Genomic DNA, 18,439 nt, shown 5'->3' with positions numbered 1-18,439 from the left:
CAGCCGATTTTTAATCTCGGCAACCATGGTGTTAATGTTTTCTCCGCAAGGCCGCAGCGGCGCAGACCGCCACGGCGATGCAGCAAGGCCAAGCGCCATTAGCTCAATTGGCAGAGCAGCTGACTCTTAATCAGCGGGTTCGGGGTTCGAGTCCCTGATGGCGCACAGCAGAAGCCCTCGTTTGAACCAATCGGTTCGACGGGGGCTCTTCTCGTTCCCAGGGCCTGCTCCCCCGGTCAGCCGCGCCGATACCCTCCCGAGAGTTCGGTGAGCAGATCGGCGACCAGTGGATTCGGGGCGGCGTCGGTGCGCAGTGCCGCCGAGACCGTCAGCGTGAACGCCGGATTGTGCCTGCAGATGATGCCGGGCTGTTTGAGATCCTCGTACAGCAGAGTCCACGACTCCGGCCGGTTGATGAGATCGAAGGTCACCGGGTGTCCGTCGCGGATCTCGGGACCGAGCAGGGCGGCGACTCCGGCCTTGGCGAAGACTCGCTCGACGAGACGGTGCAGGAGAACCTGCTTCTCGATCGGCGGTAGCAGCAGGGGGTACTCGGCGAGTTCTTCGGGCCGGGGCGGCCTCCCGAGCTTGGCGAGACGGTGACGCGGACTGAATGCGACGACGGGTTGCTCGATCCACAGCGGATCGAGGTAGAGACCCTCGTGGTCGAGGCTGCCGCGGATCAGTGCGATGTCGGCGTCGCCGGCGGCGACGGCCTCGATCCGTTGGGCGAAGGGTTTGATGAGGAAGTCGATCTCTGCGTCCGGATGGCGGTCGCGGATCGCCGACACGGCCGCCAGCGCCGAACCGGCGAACGACATGTTCGCCGCGATCCGGATCCGGTTGGGCTGTGGGCTCACGGCGGCGATCGCGGCATCGCGCAAGCCCAGCAGTTCCCGCGCGCGTGGCAGCAGGGTCTCGCCGGCCTCGGTCAGTCGGACCCGGCGGGTGGAGCGGTCGAAGAGCTCGGTTCCGAGCTCGCGCTCGAGCGCGGCGATCTGGTGACTGATCGCCGACTGCGAGACGAAACACCGTTCGGCGGCCTTGGAGAAGCCGCCGGTGTCGGCGACCGCGGTCAGGTACTCGAGCTGCCGGAACTCCATTCCCTCACTGTATGAGTAGAACAGATAAATGTCATCGGTAAACGAGTGGTCAATCGGGTTGAGGGGCAACGTAGCTATCCGGCACTGTGATCAGTGAAAGCAATTGGCGGACAACGCACAGGAGATGAGGCACATGCGCAGCACCGAGGTCGTGATCATCGGCTCGGGATTCGGCGGATTGGCGGCAGCCAAGCAGCTGGCGAAGTCGAAGGTCGAGACGGTGCTGATCTCCGCGACGCCGGAGCATCTGTTCCAGCCGCTGCTGTACCAGGTCGCCACCGGCGTCCTCCCGGCGCAGGAGATCGCGCCGTCGATCGCCGATGTTCTCGCGGACAAGAAGTCGATCGACGTCGTGGAAGGCTACGTCACCGCGCTCGACGCCGAGCGCAAGGTGATCACCTACAGCACCGACGACGGCAGCGAGCAGATCGCCTACGAGTTCCTGATCGTCGCCGCCGGCGCGAGCCAGGGATACTTCGGCCACGACGAGTGGGCTGAGAGCACCTTCTCGCTCAAGACGCGCGACGACGCGATCGATCTGCGGGCGCACCTGCTGGACTGCTTCGAGGCTCCGCTCGCCGACGAGACCGCGCACACCTTCGTCGTCGTCGGCGCCGGCGCCACGGGTGTCGAGATCGCGGGCCAGATTCAAGAGCTGGGCCTGCGCTATTTCACCGACGCGCCGGCCACCGTCCACCTCGTGGAGGGGGCGGGCGACGTCCTTCCCGTGTACGGGGGCAAGTTGTCGGACTTCGCGCGCAAGACGCTGGAGAAGTCGGGAATCGACGTGATGACCGAGACCGTCGTGACCGATATCGACGGCGACGCGGTGACCGTCCGGGCCGCCGACGGAACCGAGCGGGTTCTGCGGGCGCGGACGGTGGTGTGGTCGGCTGGAGTGAAGGCCACGCCACTCGCGCAGGTGGTGGCCGAGGCGACCGGATGCGAGACCGACCGCGCCGGACGACTGCTCATCAACCCCGACCTCACGGTCGGCGGCCGCGCCGACGTCTTCGCGATCGGCGACATGACGAGCCTCGACAGGCTGCCCGGCCAGAGTCCGGTCGCGATGCAGCAGGGCCGTCACGCCGCCGACATGATCCGCGGTGCCACGGTCCGCGGCACCCGGTTCCGTTACCTCGACAAGGGCAGCATGGCGGTGATCAACCGCCATAACGCCGTCGTCGACGCGCCGTTCGGCATCAAGCTCACCGGCTTCCTCGGCTGGCTCACGTGGCTCGGGGTGCACCTGTTCTACCTGGTGGGATTCCGGAACAGGGTCGGCGCCGTGCTGTCCTGGTTCCGCTCCTTCGCGGGCTCGGCTCGGCCGGGATTCGCGCAGGTGGACCGCTCGGCCGGGCGCGGCGCCGACGCCGGCGGCCCCGACGGGACCGGCGACCGCCGCCCGCTCGCGGAGTCGGCGGCCTGAGCCGTCCGGGACGACCGCTCGACGCCGGGAACGTGCGCAGGTCGTTCGCGTGAATGATGTGTGGCGCTCCACATGCGTCCGAGGTGCAGGCGGTCTGGCGCCTCTCGTACAATGGGCAGCCGGAACAGGCTCCGTCTCTGCGGAGCCCGCTGAATTCTTCTTGGGAGCACAATGCGTTTTCGTCGGATGCGCGGCCGTCGGTTCGGGGCCAAGGTCACTGCCGTTTTTGCCATGCTTGCCGCCATCGCGCTGATCTCGTCCTGCAGCAGCTATGACGGTCAGGTCCACGCGAACGGTGAGTTCGGGGACATGATCAAGCCTGCACTCGCGTTCACCGACGAGTCGGGCAAGCCTCTGCAGAAGGGTGAGGTGGGCGTCCAGCCGGGTGCGCCGATCGTCGTGACCGCGACCGAGGGCACCATCCGCAATGTCAACATCCCGAAGTCGGACGGCACGCCGATCAAGGGCGTGCTGAGCGAGGACGGCACCAAGTGGACCAGTGCCGAGCCGTTCGGATACGACAGGTCGTACACGGTCACCGCGGACGCGATCGGGGTCGGCGGCACCACGACCAGCAAGAGCACCTTCACCACCCGCGCTCCGAACAACGTGACGCAGGCGTACATCAGCCCGCCCGACGGTGAGACCGTCGGTATCGCGCAGACCATCGGTGTGCGTTTCGACGAGGCGATCCCGGACCGCAAGGCGGCCCAGGCCGCCATCAAGATCACCTCGACCCCGAAGGTGGAGGGCGCCTTCTACTGGATCAGCGACCAGGAGGTCCGCTGGCGTCCCGAGCACTTCTGGAAGCCGGGCACCAAGGTGAGCGTGAAGGTCAACACCTTCGGAATCGATCTGGGCGACGGGCTCTTCGGCCAGGAGAACGTCTCGTCGTCGTTCAAGGTCGGCCGCCAGATGGAGTTGTTCGCGGACGACAACACCAAGATGGTCACCGTCAAGCGCGACGGCAAGGTCATCCGGACCATGCCGACCTCGATGGGCAAGGAGAGCGCCCCCACCGACAACGGCATCTACATCATCGGTGACCGTCTCGATCACATCATCATGGACTCCTCGACCTACGGCGTCCCGACGAACTCCGCCGACGGCTACCGCACCCCCGTGGACTACGCGACCCAGATGTCGTACAGCGGTATCTACCTGCACTCGGCTCCGTGGTCGGTGTGGGCGCAGGGCAACACGAACACCAGCCACGGGTGCCTGAACCTCAGCCCGGACGACGCCCTCTGGGTGGTCCGGAACACGTTGCGCGGCGACCCGGTGACGGTGAAGAACACGAGCGGGCCCGAACTGCCCGGCACCGACGGTCTCGGCGACTGGAACATCCCCTGGTCGACGTGGTCTAAGGGCAACGCCTGACCTGCATCTCTCGTCCCCGTAAACGCCCGGAACCGCCTGGTTCCGGGCGTTTACGGTTGTGCGCGGGGTGGCCGGAGCGGCGGTCGGCGCCGCCCCGGACGCGACGTTGACATCGAGCGATGTTAAGCTCGCGAGGCACTCAAAATACGGTACGACTGTATAGTCGCCGGTAGGGCTGGGCGGCACGCTCAGCGTCGAACACCGCACTCGAGATAGGTAGCTCAACTCATGGCACGACGTCCTTCGTGGGAGACCGAGGAACTCACCGCGCTGCGCGACATGGCGCGCGCGTTCTGCGAGAAGGAGCTCGCTCCGAACACCGAACGCTTCATCGAGCAGCACCACGTCGACCGCGATCTGTGGCTCAAAGCGGGCGAGGTGGGCCTGCTCTGCATGTCGATCCCGGAGGAGTACGGGGGCGGCGGCGGCACGTTCGCCCACGAGGCGGTCCTGATCGAGGAGCAGGCGCGGGCCGTCGACTCGTCATGGGGCCAGAGCCTGCACAACGGGATCGTCGCGCACTACCTGCTCGCGTACGGCTCCGAGGAGCAGAAGCAGCACTGGTTGCCGAAGATGGCCTCGGGAGAGGTGGTCGGTGCGATCGCCATGACCGAGCCGGGAACGGGATCGGACCTGCAGAACGTCAAGACCAAGGCGATCAAGGACGGTGACGATTACGTCATCGACGGTTCCAAGACCTTCATCACCAACGGCGGCCAGGCCGATCTGGTGATCGTCGTCGCCAAGACCGACACCAACGAGGGCGCCAAGGGCATCTCGCTGATCCTGGTCGAGACCGACCGCGAGGGCTTCAGCCGCGGCCGGATCCTCGACAAGGTCGGCATGCGCGGCCAGGACACGGCCGAGCTGAACTTCTCGGGTGTGCGTGTGCCGCAGTCGAATCTGCTCGGCGACCAGGAGGGGCTGGGCTTCATCCAGCTGATGACGCAGCTTCCGCAGGAGCGCCTGATCATCGGTGTCGCGTCCGTCGCGGGCATGGAGGTCGCCCTGGAGAAGACGCTCGAGTACACCAAGGAGCGCACCGCCTTCGGCCGTCCGATCTACGGCTTCCAGAACACCAAGTTCAAGCTCGCCGAGGTCGCGACCGAAGCACACGTCGCTCGCGTGTTCATCGACGACTGCATCGAGCAGCACCTGCGCGGTGAACTCGACATCCCGACCGTGGCGATGTCGAAGTGGTGGACCACCGAGAAGGCCATGCAGGTCGCCGACACCTGCCTGCAGCTCTTCGGCGGCTACGGCTACATGAACGAGTACCCGATCGCCCGCATGTGGGCCGACAACCGCGTCCAGATGATCTACGGCGGCACCAACGAGATCATGAAGGAGATCATCTCGCGCGCACTGTAGTGCCCGTCCCGGCCGGCGGCGGATTGGTGAAGGCGGCGAGGAACTCGATGAGCATCTTCGCCGTCACCGGTCGGGGGAGGAGGTCGATGGCGGCGATCACGGCGCCGATGTCGAGCGCCTCCTCCGACCGCGCGGGGTCGGAGTGCGGGTCGATCCCCGCTCCGATCAGCACGGCCTCGGTGGCCGCCGAGTCCAGCCCGACGGCGTCCTCGACCGTGACGGCTCCGGACTCGAACGCCGCGGCCAGCTCGCGGAGCGGGCCCGGTGCGTCGATCGGCGGAAGTGCACGAGCCGCGGTCGCGGCGTCGACCATCGCAGCCGACAGCTCGGCGGCCACCGTCCGGGTCACCGGAGTGATCGTCAGATGGGTGCTCGCGGCGAGTTCGGAGCCGTCGGACTGCCGGTAGCGGGGCTGCGCCTGCAGGGTGAATCCACGCGCGTGGACCTCGTCGGCCCACCGGTGGGGGTCGATCGGCCGCGCCGACGCGTGGTCGGCGGCCACCGCGAAGACCGGACCGAAGGGGTCGCCGACCACCCGGAGCCCGTCGATGGCGCAGACCTGCTCGAGGAGCACCGTGCGTGCGGCGGCGATGTCGCCGACGAGTCCGGCGAACCCCTCGGGGCCGAGGAACTGGGTGATCGCCCACGCTGCGGCGGTGCCGGTGGCCGATCGCGACCCGAGCAGCGTCGGGTTGACCACCGGATAGCCCGGCCAGTCCGCGGTGGCGAAGTAGCCGGCGCGGTGCCGATCCCGATCGGTGTGCAACAGGATGGACGCGCCCTTCGGGGCGTAGCCGTATTTGTGGAAGTCGGCGGACAGGCTGGTGACACCGGGCACGGACAGGTCCCACGGATCGGACGGTTCGGGCCACCAGGCGAGTGCGAAGCCGCCGAGACAGGCATCCACGTGCAGCGGCAGCCCGCGTTCGAGCGCCAGCTCGCCGAACTCGGCGATCGGGTCCATCGTTCCGGTCGGATAGTTCGGAGCGGACGCGACCAGCAGGAAGGTCTCGTCGTCGACGTGCGCGGCGACGTCGGCGGCGGACGGTCGAGTGGAGTCGGGATCCACCGGAACTCGTCGTAGATCGACGCCGAGCAGTTCGGCGGCCTTGTCGAAGGCGGCGTGCGCCGTCGACGGCGCGACCACATTTCCGTGCCCGCGCGGGAGCCCGGAGGTCCGGCGGGCCGCGGCGACGGCGAGGAGGCAGCTCTCGGTGCCGCCGGAGGTGACCGTCCCGACGGCGTCGGGGGAGCCGAACGCGCTCCGGGAGAACTCGATCAGATCGCGTTCCATCGCGGCGACCGATCCGAAGACCGTGGGATCGAGTCCGTTCACCGGACGGACGAGCTCGGCTGCGTCCGCGGCCAGCCGGTCGAGGACGCCCAGCCCGCTGTCGTACACGTAGGAGAGGATCCGGCCGCCGTGGGTCGGCGCGTCGGATTCGCGCAGTCGGCGCAGTCTGGCCAGTACCTCGTCCGGGTCGCGGCTCGTCACGGGTGTCTCCTCTCGTAGCGGGTCAGCAGCACCAGACTCAGCGTCACCAGGACTGCGGGCAGCACCGAGAATCCCGCGGTGATGCCGATGATCGCGCTGCGCGGCTGATCGGCGACCGTGTCGGCCGTCGACGAGACGAACCCGGTGGCCGCGAGCACCAGCAGGTACAGACCCGGTCCCACGGCCATGCCCAGCGTTTCGCCCGCGGTCCAGAGGCCGGACAGGGCGCCGCCCTGCTCGCGGCCGGTGCGCGCGGAGTATTCGTCGATCACGTCGGGAAGCATCGCGAGCGGAAAGGTCTGCATGCCGGCGTAGCCGACGCCGGTGATCGCCAGGACTCCGAAGACCCACGCCCCCGGCGCCGCGATCGCGAAAGCGAGGATCACGTCCGCGAGCAGGAACAACGCCGACGCCGCGTACAGACCGCGCAGCTTCCCGAAACGTCGTCCCACACGGACCCACAGCGGCATCACCAGCAGCGCCGGTGCCACGAGCGCGACGAACAGCGGGGTCAGCGCGGCGGAGCTGTCGAGGACGTAGGTCGCCAGATACTGCGCTCCGGCGAGCATCACCGCGCTCGCGAGCGCCTGAATCACGAAGACCGACAACAGGACCCGATAGTGGTGATGATCGCGGACGGCCCGGAACGCCGCGGCTCCGCCCACCGCGTGCGTCGCGGTCCGCGCCCGGATCGGCGCCCGACGGCCCGCGGCGCCGGCGACCGCTGTCGAGACGGCCATGCCTCCCGCGATCACGGCCACGGACACCGCAGCCATCACCGCGTAACCGGCGGCGCCGCCCCCGAGCGCATCGCGGACCGCGGGAGCGCCCGCGCCGATCAACAGGATCGCCAGCGCGAGAACCGCGATCCGCGCCGAGATCAGACGTGTGCGCGCGTGATAGTCGGGCGTCAGATCGGTGGGCAGCGCGATGTACGGGACCTGAAAGCAGGCGTAGGCCACGGCAGCGGTGGTGAAGAAGACGAGCACCCACAGTGCGGCCACCGCGGGCGGCGCGGCCGTCGGTGCGGCGAAGGTGAGGATGAACGTCGGCACGATCGCGAGGGTGCCGATCCACATCAACCGCGTGCGGGATCCGGTGGCGGCGAACGCGGTGTCGTTGCGAGCGCCGATCAGCGGGTTCACCAGGACGTCGACGATCTTGGGGATCACCACGATCGCCGAGGCGAGCAGGGCGCCGACCGCGAGAGTGTCCGTGAGGTAGTACGCCAGCACCAGTCCGGGCAGCACGCCGAAGCCACCGGTTCCCAGACTGCCGGCCGCGAAGCCCGCGGTGACCCGGCGTGACACCGGCGGCGCGGAGGTCGAAACACTCACACGATCGAGTAGATCAGACGATCAAGACCGGCGGGAGTGTTTGGTGCCGGCTCGACCGGAATACCGAACGGCATCGAATACCGCCCCGGACCGATCCGCGATCGGCGACAATTCAGTTCCCGCCGGAACTCAGCCGTGTCCGGGGGCAGATCGTCGGACGAGGAGATTCGGTGAGCGCGATCGTACTGGCGCAGGTGCGGACCGGAGTGGAGCAGGAGATCCTCGACGAGTGGGCGGCGAAGCATCATCCGGGTGTCGGCGTGGTCAGGCTCGAGGACGTCGACGTGGCCGCTCTCGATCCGGACACCACCCTGATTCCGGCGCGCGTGGTGTGGTTGCCGCCGGTGCGTCGCGGTGAACGCAAGGTCGCGTTGGCCGACGCGATCGTGCTCTCGAATCCGCGGCGCCCACCGGCCTTCCGGCAGGCGGCCATCCGCAGGCACGGACCGGATCGGGTCCGCGTGGTGCAGGGCGTCCCCGCCACAGTGGCCGAACTCGGCGCTCGCTACGACGAGCGGCAGGCCGAGGGGACGTCGTTCGCAGGCTTCGTCGGCATGCAGGCCGCGATCTCGGCCGAGCGCGCGGAACTCGAACTCGTCGGAACCCGGTACAAGGTGCCGCGACTGGTGGCCGAGCAGATCAGCTCGTCGGCCAGATTCCAGGCCGCGGCCGCCGAACTCGCGGCCGAACTCGGGCGGTCCGCCGCATCCGTGGCGCAGGAGGCCACCGACAAGATGAGCGCCTTCGTCGCAACCCAGAGCAGACTGGTCCGCGACGTCTTCACCTCCACTTTCAGCGGACTTTACGAGCGCGCATGGTCGGTGTCGGCGGATCTGGACACCCTCGGACGTCTGCGCTCGGTCAACAAGTCGAGTTCGCTGGTGTTCCTGCCCTCGCACCGGTCGTACGTCGACTCGCTGATCCTGGCCAGTGTGCTGCATCAGCACGACTTTCCGCCGAACCTCGTGCTCGGGGGTGAGAACCTGGCGTTCTGGCCGATGGGACCGATCGCCCGCCGCGCGGGCACCGTGTTCATCCGGCGCAAGTTCGGCGCCGACCCGGTCTACAAGCTGGCGATGCGCTCGTACCTCTCCTTCATCGTCGAGAAGCGCTTCAATCTGGAGTGGTACATCGAGGGCGGCCGAAGCCGGACCGGCAAGCTGCGGCCGCCGATGCTCGGTCTGCTCGCCTACGTCGCGGACGCTGTGGAGGCGCTCGACGCCGCGGACGTGGTGGTGGTGCCGACCTCGATCGTCTACGACCAGCTTCCGGAGATCGCCGCCATGGCGAAGGAGTCGGCCGGGGGCACCAAGAGTCCCGAGGACCTCAAGTGGCTGCTCAAGTACGCTCGCGCCCAGCGGACGTATCGCGGCGAGGCCCGCGTCCGGTTCGGTGAACCGTTCTCGCTCCGCGAAGCGCTGGCCGAGGCGGGGACCGGGCGGGCACGCCTGGAGAAGGTCGCGTTCAAGGTCATGGACGAGATCAACGCCGCGACTCCGATCTCGGCGACGTCTCTGGCCGGGTTCGCATTGCTCGGCGCCGCGGACCGGGCGTACACGGCGCGGGAGATCGAGGTGATTCTGGCGCCGTTGCTGACCTACATCGACACCCGCGGCCTGCCCGGCCCCGACCCGTCGCTGTGCCGCGGGCTCGGGCTGCTCACCACGCTCCGCGAACTCACCGACGCCGGTGTCCTCGAGACCTTCGACGGCGGCCCGGAGCAGGTGTGGTCCATCGCCCCCGACAATCATGCGGTCGCCGCCTACTACCGCAACGGCGCGCTGCACCACTTCGTCGGCCGGGCGATCGTCGAACTGGGGATGCTCGCCGTGTCGGCGGGCGACGTGGTGGAGGGAGGCCCGGCGCCCGACGCGCAGGCCGGCGCCGACGAGGGGCTGCTCGCTCCCGCGCAGCAGGAGGTGCTCCGCATCCGCGATCTGCTCAAGTTCGAGTTCTTCTTCCCCGCCAAGCAGGAGTTCCTCCATCGGCTCGGAGCCGAGATGGATCTGCTCGCTCCCGGTTGGCGGACCGACCGGCGGACCAAGGAATGGGTGCATGCGGCGCTGCTGGCGAGCGCGGGGCAACTGTTCGCCCGCCGCACGCTGCAGACCTTCTTCGACGCGCAGCTGGTGGTGGCGACCCGGCTGGTCGCCCTCGGATCCGAGGAACTCGACAAGGAGGAGGTGTTGACCGAGTGTCTCGGCCTGGGCCGCCAGTTGTCGTTGCAGGGCGTGGTGCACAGCAAGGACTCGGTGTCCCGGGAACTGTACGACGGCGCGTACCGGCTGGCCGACAACCGTGGCGCGGTGCACGGTGATTCGGCGAGCGAGGTGGCCTCCCGCCGCAGAGCCTGGCTCGACGAGGTGGAGGAGATGCGGTGCAGGCTCGCCCGGATCGCCGAGATCGAAGCGGCGCAGGCCGCAGCGCGGGAGGCGGACGCATGAGTGCGCTGGCGGAGCGGCTGCGGGCGATCCGGTCCGCGCCCGAGGGCGGGCGGGTCTGTGCCTTCTTCGACTACGACGGCACGCTGATCGAGGGGTTCTCGGCCACGGCGATCCTGCGGGCGCGTCTGCGCAGCCTCGAGTTCACGCCCGGCGAACTCCTCGACGGACTGATGATCGCCCTGCGCGGCTGCTCGTCGGAGCAGGACTTCGCCGAGGTGCTCGAAGCCACGCGGCCGGCGTTCGCGGGCAAGACCTACGCCGAGTTGCTGGCGATGGGCGAGCGGCTGTTCAAAGAGGACACGGCGTCCAAGCTGCGGCCGCAGATGTGGCAGATCATTCGCGCGCACCGGTCCAAGGGACACCGCATCGTGATCGCGTCCTCGGCCACGCGCTTTCAGATCGAGCCCATCGCCCGGCAGATCGATGCCGACGACGCGCTCGCGACCGACGTCGAGGTGATCGATGGGATCGCGACCGGCAAGATCCTCGGCAGACCTCTGTGGGGCCCCGGCAAGGCCGCCGCGGTGCGGCGCCTGGCCGCCGAGCACGATCTGGACCTGGCGTCGTCGTTCGCCTACAGCGACGGAAACGAGGATGTGCCCTATCTGGAGGCGGTAGGACATCCGGCGGCGGTGTCGCCCCAGCGGGGGCTGCGGGCGGTCGCCGAATCGCGTGGCTGGCCGATCCTGGAACTGCGGAATCCGTCGCACAACAGGCTCGGCATGCTCGCCCGCACCAGTGCCTTCTACGGCTCGTTTCTCGGCGGCGCCGCCGTCGGATTCGCCAGGGGAGTGCTCAGCGACGACGGCACGCAGGTGATGCAGAAGGCTGTCTCGTCGGGGATCGACACCGGTTTCGCACTCGCCGGGGTCCGGGTGGACGTCCTCGACGGAGGCGGCTATCTGCAGTCGGCTCGACCGTGCGTCTTCGTGTTCAACCACCAGTCCAAACTCGATCTCCCGGTGATGATCCATCTCATCCGCGGCCAGGCCACGGGGGTGGCGAAGAAGGAGATCCGCGACCTGCCGCTGTTCGGCAGAATCCTGGAGGTCGGGGGTGTGGCGTTCATCGACCGCGCCGACGCCGGCCGGGCGATCGAACAGTTGGAACCGGTGGTCCGGAAGGTGGTCGACGAGGGGTTCTCGCTCGTCGTGGCCCCGGAGGGGACGAGGTCGGCGACGCCGCGGATCGGTGAGTTCAAGAAGGGACCGTTCCACATCGCCATGCAGGCCGGCGTGCCGGTGGTGCCGGTGGTCTTGCGCAACGCGGGCGAGCTGATGTGGCGCGGAGCGCAGTTGATCAAACCCGGCACGGTCGAGGTCCGAGTGCTGCCGCCGGTGGACACCTCCTCGTGGGTGCCCGAGAAGGTCGGCGAGTACGCGAGCCAGGTGCGACAGCAGTTCCTGGACGCGCTGGCCGACTGGCCGGTCACCGCGTTCGACGACGGCCGGATGACCAGGACGATGGGAGTCTTCGAGTGGCAGGAGTCCGAAGGTGACGAGTGATTCCGGCGCACCGCGCGAGCCGGTGGTGGACCGGCCTCTTGCATGGGGCACCGAACCGGAGATGAGTGCGGTCGACACGGTCATGTGGCGCGGCGACGCCGACCGCAGGTTGCGGTCGACGATCTCGATGCTCGAGGTCTACGACTGTGAACCGGATTGGGATCGGCTCGTGGCGGCGCACGACTGGGGAAGCCGGATGGCGCCGCGGTTCCGTCAGCGAGTGATCGAATCGCCGCTGCGCACCGGCACCCCGAGTTGGGAGGTGGACCCCGACTTCGACTTGCACTACCACCTGCGGCGCGTCCGGGTGGCCGGCGACGGATCGATGCGCGAGGTCCTCACCCTCTGCGAACAGCTGGCGATGACACCGCTCGACTCGGCTCGACCGCCGTGGGAGGGCTACCTCATCGACGGGCTGGCCGACGGCAAGACCGCGTACTTCTTCAAGGCGCATCATGCTCTCACCGACGGACTCGGTGCGATTCTCGTTCTCGCGCAACTGCATTCCACCAGCCGCGAGCCGATACCGGGCAAGCCGCAGCCGCCCGCCCCCGCACCCGGGGATCTGTCGTCTCTCGACGTGCTGAGCCGCCAGATCGGAGAGGAGATCCGCCGGCTGCCGAAACTGGCCGGACTCGCCGTCGCCGGAGTCCGGGCGATCGGTGATCCCAAGCGGACCCTGCGCCGAGTGCTTCGGTACGGCCGATCGGTTCCGCGAGTCGCCGGAATGATCAGTCCGCCCGGATCACCGCTGCTGGCGGCTCGCAGCCTCTCGTGGCGGTTCAGTGCGTTCGAGGTGGACTTCGCCGCGCTGCGCGCCGTGAGTTCGGCGACCGGCGCGTCGATCAACGACGTCTACCTCGGCGGCCTGATCGGCGGCTTCCGGCGGTACCACGAGAGCATGGGGACGGTGGTCGACACGATTCCCGTCGCGATCCCCATCTCGGTCCGTGAACCCGGCGATCCCGATGGCGGAAACCGGATCGCCGTCGGGCGGCTCGCGGGACCGATCGGGATCGACGACCCGTTCGAGCGTGTGCTGACCATCCGGGAGCAGGTCCGCGCGGCGCGCGCCGAGCCCGCGGTCGACATCCTCAACACCATCGGGCCGGTGGCGGCTTGGCTGCCCGGCCCGCTGCTGGCGCAGTTCAGCGGCACCACGTCGCAGAACGATCTGCAGGCCAGCAATGTGCCGGGGATTCCGTGGGAGACGTTCGTCGCCGGCGCCCGTGTGGAGCGGATGTTCCCCTTCGGCCCGCTGCCCGGCTGCGCGGTGATGGCCACGATGATCACGCACAACGGCACGGCGTGCCTCGGCCTGAACTTCGACGCCGCCGCCGTCACCGAGCCGGAATTATTCGCCGAGTGCCTCGTCGACGGCTTCAACGAGGTGCTGGACCTGGGCGATGACCCGGGTGACCGCCTGAAGCGGGTGGTGTAGGCGGTTAGGCCAGATCCACCGAGGCTCCATTCGAGAACATCGAATCGTGCAGTTCCACGGCTGCGGGAACAGCGCCCTTCGGCATATCGAATACGAGCTTGACGTCGACTGCGTTGCCCGGGTTGATGTTGTCCCAGACGGTGATGTCCGACCCGCCGAGCGCGATCTGCGCTGTCGTGTCGGGCTCGAATGTCCGGTCTTCGGAGTCGGTCAGCTTCTGGGCGGTCGGAGAGAAGGACTGGGGCTTCTTCCCGATGTTCTTCACTGTGACCGACAGGATGACGAACTGCCCTTGAGCCTGCTCGGTGAGGTAGGGATTGTCACCCACAGAGGGCACGCCCTTCTCGACACCGGTGACAGTGAACTCGAACTTGCCATCCCGGACGGGAGTGTTGAGCCCCGCATCCTTCGACTTCTTGTCAGACTTCTCGTTCGTTTCATCGTCTGGGACAGCGGTCGCTGTGTCGGCTCGCTGGGAAACGGTCGCCGCGCTCTTCGCAGTCTTGTCAGTGGACTTGTCGTCATCGCCGCCGCTCATCGCCGCCGCGATGATCACCACTACGACGACGATGCCGACGATCCATGGCCACTTCTTGCGCTGCTTGGCCGGCGGCACGGGCGGTTGCATCCCTGGGCCGACGGGTGGATGGCCATACTGCGGGTAGGGGCCATTCGGTGGAAGGGGTGGCTGGTTGGTCATCGTGCTCCTGAATGTGCGTGTGCGCAATGCGCGGAAACCGTACGAATCTTAGGAGTCGGCAATGTCTTGTTCGGGGATATCAGCGAGCCCGGTGGACGATTAGACCGATCAGCCGACAAGCGTTTGGAAGTTCGCTGTGCCACAACGCACTTCGCCGGCGAGGTGGTGCCTCGCCGGCGAAGTCGTTTTCCGTTGTCTGACCAGGTGATGGGATCAGACGTCTCCGCGGCGCAGCATCCGGCCGCGGGGGTTCTCGAAGTCGACCTTCTGACCGCGAAGCCAGGTGCCCGTGACGACGCCGGCCAGGGCGCGGCCGTCGTACGGACTGATCGGGTTCTTGTGATGCAGGTTGCGGACGTCGACCACCTGCGCCGAATCGGGCTCGAAGATCGCGAAGTCGGCGTCGCAGCCGAGGGCGATGCGGCCCTTGTTGGTCAGCCCGGCCAGAGCCGCGGGCTTGGCCGACATCCATTCCATCACCTGCGGCAGGCCGATGCCGCGGCGCTTGGCCTCGGTCCAGATCAGCGACAGTCCCAGTTGCAGTGATGCGACGCCGCCCCAGGCGACGCCGAAGTCGCCGCCCTCGACGTCTTTGAGGTCGACCGTCGACGGCGAGTGGTCGGACACGATGCAGTCGATGGTGCCGTCGAGCAGCCCCTGCCAGAGCAGCTCTCGGTTCGACGCCTCGCGGATCGGCGGACAGCATTTGTACGCGGTGGCGCCGTTGGGGATCTCCTCGGCGAGCAGCGTCAGGTAGTGCGGACACGTCTCGACGGTGAGCTTGACGCCGTCGCGGCGCGCCGAGGCGATCATCGGCAGTGCGTCCGAGGACGACAGGTGCAGGATGTGCGCGCGGGCGCCGGTCCAGCGGGCGCGCTCGATCACCTCGGCGACCGCCACGTTCTCTGCGCCGCGCGGGCGGGAGGCCAGGAAGTTCGCGTACTGGTTGCCCTCCGCGGTGGGCGCGTGGTCGATCGCGTGCGAGTCCTCGGCGTGAACGATCATCAGGGAGTCGTACTTCGCCAGCTCCGCCATATCCGCTTCCATCTCGTCGGCGGTGAGATGCGGAAACTCGTCGACGCCCGAGTGCAGCAGGAAGCACTTGAAACCGAAGACGCCCTCGTCGTGCAGCCCGCGGAGGTCGCCCTCGTTGCCGGGAATGGCGCCGCCCCAGAAGCCGACGTCGATGTAGGTCTTGCCCGCGGCGGCCCGCCGCTTGATGTTGAGCGCCTCGACCGTGACGGTGGACGGAATCGAGTTCAGCGGCATGTCGATCAGCGTGGTGACGCCGCCCGCGGCGGCCGCCTTGGTGGCGGACTCGAAGCCCTCCCATTCGGTGCGACCCGGCTCGTTCACGTGCACGTGGGTGTCGACCAGCCCCGGAATCATCACTTGATTCGACGCGAGTTCGATGACCTCGGCACCCTGCAGGCCGCTGCCGAGCGGCTCGATCGCGGTGACGCGGCCGTCGCGGATGCCGATCTCGCGGGCCACGATCCCCGCCGTCGTCAACATCTGCTCGCCGCGCAGGACCAGATCGAACGCGGTCGCGGGCTCGGCGGACACGGACTGCGCCGTCTCGTTGCTCTCCGGGCTGGTACTCATGTGCGGCTGCTCCTCCACGTGGTCGCCGGACAGATCTGTCGAGGAGAGAATACCGCAGAGTAATTCCTCATGGTGGAATCACATCGTCGTTTTTTGGAACGGCGCCCAGCGGGCGTGCGACGTGCTCGGGGGTTGACATCTGACCGAGCGGTAGGCGTAAATGTTCAAAACCACGGAATCTTAATTCCACACAGTGGAATCAGCGGTTGGCGGCAAGGTCCTCCGCGACGAGTGAAAGTCCTGCCATGAGCACCGAATCATCCGGAGTGATCGAGGACGCCGGCCCCGCCGGCCGCACTGAGTCCGCGGTGTCGTTCGACGACGTCGCCGTGCGGACCGAGCAGGGACTGCCGGAATGCGTGAGTCCCGCCCTCTACAACGCCGATCTGGCTCCGACCAAGCGGGCCGGACGACGATGGAGCGCGTACAACATCTTCACGCTGTGGGCCAACGACGTGCACAGCCTCGGCAACTACGCGTTCGCGATCGGCCTGTTCGCGCTCGGCCTGGGCGGATGGCAGATCCTGCTGGCCCTCGGCCTCGGCGGACTGTTCCTGTTCCTGCTCCTGAATCTCTCGGGATTCATGGGCGAGAAGACCGGCGTCCCGTTCCCGGTGATGAGCCGGATCTCGTTCGGCATCCGTGGTGCGCAGATCCCCGCCCTCATCCGCGGCGCCGTCGCCATCGCCTGGTTCGGCATCCAGACCTTCCTCGCGTCGGTGGTGCTGCGCATCCTGATCGTCGCGCTGATCCCGTCGGCCCAGAACCTCGATGCGAACAGTTTCCTCGGACTCTCCACCCTCGGCTGGATCTCGTTCGTCTCGCTGTGGGTGATCCAGCTGGTGATCGTCAGCTACGGCATGGAGATGATTCGCCGGTACGAGGCCTTCGCCGGACCCGTCATTCTCATCACCATGATCGCGCTGGCCGTCTGGATGCTCAGCCAGGCCGACTGGACCATCGCGTGGACGACGCCGGACTCGCTCACCGGCGGTGAGATGTGGGCCAAGATCGTCGGCGGCGCCAGCCTCTGGGTGGCGATCTACGGCACGTTCGTCCTCAACTTCTGCGATTTCACCCGCAACGCGAAGTCGAAGGGCTCCATCGTGCGGGGCAACTTCTTCGGCATTCCGCTGAACATGCTGCTCTTCGGCGGCATCGTCATCACCCTCGCCGGCGCGCAGTTTCGGATCGACGGCCGGGTCATCGAATCGCCGGCCGACATCGTCCAGGCCGTGCCGAACACGTTCCTGCTGGTGCTCGCCTGCCTCGCGCTGCTGATCCTGACGGTCGCGGTCAACATGATGGCGAACTTCGTCGCACCGATCTACGCGCTGAGCAATCTGTTCCCCAAGACGCTGAACTTCCAGCGCGCGGCGCTGGTCTCCGCGGTCATCGGTCTGGTGATCCTGCCGTGGAACCTCTACAACTCGCCCGCGGTCATCAATTACTTCCTCGGCGGACTCGGTGCCCTGCTCGGCCCGCTGTTCGGCATCGTGATGGCCGACTACTGGCTGGTCCGGCGATCGCGGGTCAATGTTCCCGAGCTGTTCACCGAGGACCCCGACGGCGCCTACCACTACCGGGGCGGCGTCAACCCCCGCGCGGTGATCGCACTGATCCCGACGGCGGCGTTCGCTCTCGTCCTGGCTTTCGTGCCGGCCTTCGAAGTGGTCTCGGAGTACTCGTGGTTCATCGGGGCCGCCGTCGGTGCGATCGTCTATTTGCTCGTCGCCGATCGCAAGGGACCGTTCGCCGACGTCTCCGGCGAGGCCATCGCCGTCGCCAGCACGCACTGACGTCCGGCACGCCCCATTCCCGTCCATTCCCCCGAAGGAGCGAATCCGTGCGGATTCTCGTCGCCAACGTCAACACCACGCAGTCCATGACCGACGCGATCGCGGAGTCGGCCCGGGCCGTCGCCGCGCCCGGGACCGAGATCTTCGGGGTCACTCCGCGCTTCGGCGCGGACTCCTGCGAGGGCAACTTCGAGTCGTACCTCGCCGCTATCGCCGTCATGGATGCGATCACGTCCTATCCCGAGCCCTTCGACGCCGTCATCCAGGCCGGCTACGGCGAACACGGCCGAGAGGGACTGCAGGAACTGCTCGACGTGCCCGTCGTCGACATCACCGAGGCGGCCGCCTCGACGGCCATGTACCTCGGTCACAAGTACTCGGTCGTCACGACGCTCGACCGCACCGTTCCGCTGATCGAGGACCGACTGCGCCTCGCCGGTCTCGCGACGCGCTGCGCGTCGGTGCGGGCGTCCGGCCTCGGCGTCCTCGAATTGGAGTCCGACCCGGAGCGTGCCGTGGAGGCGATCGTCGCGCAGGCGCGCGAAGCGGTCGAGCGCGATCACGCCGAGGTGATCTGCCTCGGCTGCGGCGGAATGGCCGAGCTCGAGGAGAAGGTCAGGGCCGCGACCGGCGTTCCCATCGTCGACGGCGTGCGTTCGGCGGTCACCGTCGCCGAGGGGCTCGTCCGCATGGGACTGTCGACCTCCAAGGTGCGCACGTACGCACCGCCGCGTGAGAAGAAGGTCGTGGGCTGGCCGTTCCAGATCTGATCCGCCGACCACCGAAGCATGGAACCGCCCGGCACGCGGTGGGGGAGCACGCGTACCGGG

13 protein-coding genes and 1 tRNA gene are annotated in these 18,439 nt (G+C 67.8%); 9 read left to right on the top strand and 5 right to left on the bottom strand.

The features are described 5' to 3' along the window. The first annotated feature begins 92 nt into the window (after window positions 1-92). Window positions 93-165: transfer RNA gene (locus ACE11G_RS11360), tRNA-Lys, on the top strand. 71 nt (window positions 166-236) lie between these two features. Here ACE11G_RS11360 and ACE11G_RS11355 read toward each other — a convergent pair. Beyond that, window positions 237-1,103 (bottom strand): LysR family transcriptional regulator, encoded by an 867-nt coding sequence (locus ACE11G_RS11355; RefSeq protein WP_006896543.1) that lies wholly within the window; start codon window positions 1,101-1,103, stop codon window positions 237-239. Window positions 1,104-1,236: 133 nt separating this feature from the next. On the opposite strand from ACE11G_RS11355, the gene ACE11G_RS11350 reads away from it, so the two are divergent. From ACE11G_RS11350 to ACE11G_RS11340, 3 genes are all read left to right on the top strand, one after another. Next, window positions 1,237-2,532 (top strand): NAD(P)/FAD-dependent oxidoreductase, encoded by a 1,296-nt coding sequence (locus tag ACE11G_RS11350; protein WP_062367575.1) that lies wholly within the window; start codon window positions 1,237-1,239, stop codon window positions 2,530-2,532. Between the two features lie 171 nt (window positions 2,533-2,703). Further along, entirely contained in the window at window positions 2,704-3,912 is a 1,209-nt protein-coding gene (locus ACE11G_RS11345; RefSeq protein ID WP_375002206.1) for an Ig-like domain-containing protein, read from the top strand. A gap of 228 nt (window positions 3,913-4,140) precedes the next feature. Continuing rightward, complete coding sequence (locus ACE11G_RS11340; protein ID WP_006896546.1) at window positions 4,141-5,283, top strand: acyl-CoA dehydrogenase family protein; 1,143 nt, start codon at window positions 4,141-4,143, stop codon at window positions 5,281-5,283. On the opposite strand, the gene ACE11G_RS11335 is transcribed toward ACE11G_RS11340, so the two are convergent. Beyond that, a complete protein-coding gene (locus ACE11G_RS11335) occupies window positions 5,264-6,778 on the bottom strand; it encodes an aminotransferase class V-fold PLP-dependent enzyme (RefSeq protein ID WP_006896547.1) in 1,515 nt (504 codons plus the stop codon). The two genes, ACE11G_RS11340 and ACE11G_RS11335, sit on opposite strands and share 20 nt — an antisense overlap. Next, complete coding sequence (locus ACE11G_RS11330; protein WP_006896548.1) at window positions 6,775-8,115, bottom strand: MFS transporter; 1,341 nt, start codon at window positions 8,113-8,115, stop codon at window positions 6,775-6,777. Before ACE11G_RS11330 ends, ACE11G_RS11335 begins: the two co-directional genes overlap by 4 nt. A 170-nt stretch (window positions 8,116-8,285) precedes the next feature. Here ACE11G_RS11330 and ACE11G_RS11325 point away from each other — a divergent pair, with 170 nt between their 5' ends. Genes ACE11G_RS11325 through ACE11G_RS11315 form a run of 3 tightly spaced genes read left to right on the top strand, consistent with a single transcriptional unit; the run spans window position 8,286 to window position 13,505 of the window. Beyond that, on the top strand, window positions 8,286-10,559 hold the full coding sequence (locus ACE11G_RS11325; protein ID WP_006896549.1) for a glycerol-3-phosphate 1-O-acyltransferase: 2,274 nt from the start codon (window positions 8,286-8,288) through the stop codon (window positions 10,557-10,559). Further along, complete coding sequence (locus tag ACE11G_RS11320) at window positions 10,556-12,064, top strand: HAD-IB family hydrolase (RefSeq protein ID WP_006896550.1); 1,509 nt, start codon at window positions 10,556-10,558, stop codon at window positions 12,062-12,064. The genes ACE11G_RS11325 and ACE11G_RS11320 overlap by 4 nt, the downstream gene beginning before the upstream one ends. Next, window positions 12,054-13,505: a wax ester/triacylglycerol synthase domain-containing protein gene (locus ACE11G_RS11315; protein ID WP_375002203.1), complete on the top strand. Its 1,452-nt coding sequence runs from the start codon at window positions 12,054-12,056 to the stop codon at window positions 13,503-13,505. Before ACE11G_RS11320 ends, ACE11G_RS11315 begins: the two co-directional genes overlap by 11 nt. A 4-nt stretch (window positions 13,506-13,509) precedes the next feature. On the opposite strand, the gene ACE11G_RS11310 is transcribed toward ACE11G_RS11315, so the two are convergent. Next, window positions 13,510-14,205, bottom strand: a complete 696-nt coding sequence (locus ACE11G_RS11310) for a DUF4352 domain-containing protein (RefSeq protein WP_346077019.1) — start codon at window positions 14,203-14,205, stop codon at window positions 13,510-13,512. Between the two features lie 213 nt (window positions 14,206-14,418). Next, window positions 14,419-15,810 (bottom strand): allantoinase AllB, encoded by a 1,392-nt coding sequence (gene allB, locus ACE11G_RS11305; RefSeq protein WP_346077020.1) that lies wholly within the window; start codon window positions 15,808-15,810, stop codon window positions 14,419-14,421. A 245-nt stretch (window positions 15,811-16,055) separates the two neighbouring features. Here allB and ACE11G_RS11300 point away from each other — a divergent pair, with 245 nt between their 5' ends. Both ACE11G_RS11300 and ACE11G_RS11295 read left to right on the top strand, forming a co-directional pair. Next, complete coding sequence (locus ACE11G_RS11300; RefSeq protein ID WP_346077022.1) at window positions 16,056-17,609, top strand: NCS1 family nucleobase:cation symporter-1; 1,554 nt, start codon at window positions 16,056-16,058, stop codon at window positions 17,607-17,609. Window positions 17,610-17,656: 47 nt separating this feature from the next. Next, on the top strand, window positions 17,657-18,379 hold the full coding sequence (locus tag ACE11G_RS11295; protein WP_346077024.1) for an aspartate/glutamate racemase family protein: 723 nt from the start codon (window positions 17,657-17,659) through the stop codon (window positions 18,377-18,379). Window positions 18,380-18,439: the final 60 nt, after the last annotated feature.

Source organism: Gordonia sp. PS3 (assembly GCF_041950545.1).
Lineage (GTDB): Bacteria > Actinomycetota > Actinomycetes > Mycobacteriales > Mycobacteriaceae > Gordonia > Gordonia sihwensis.
This window is presented reverse-complemented; position numbering and strand designations above follow the sequence as displayed.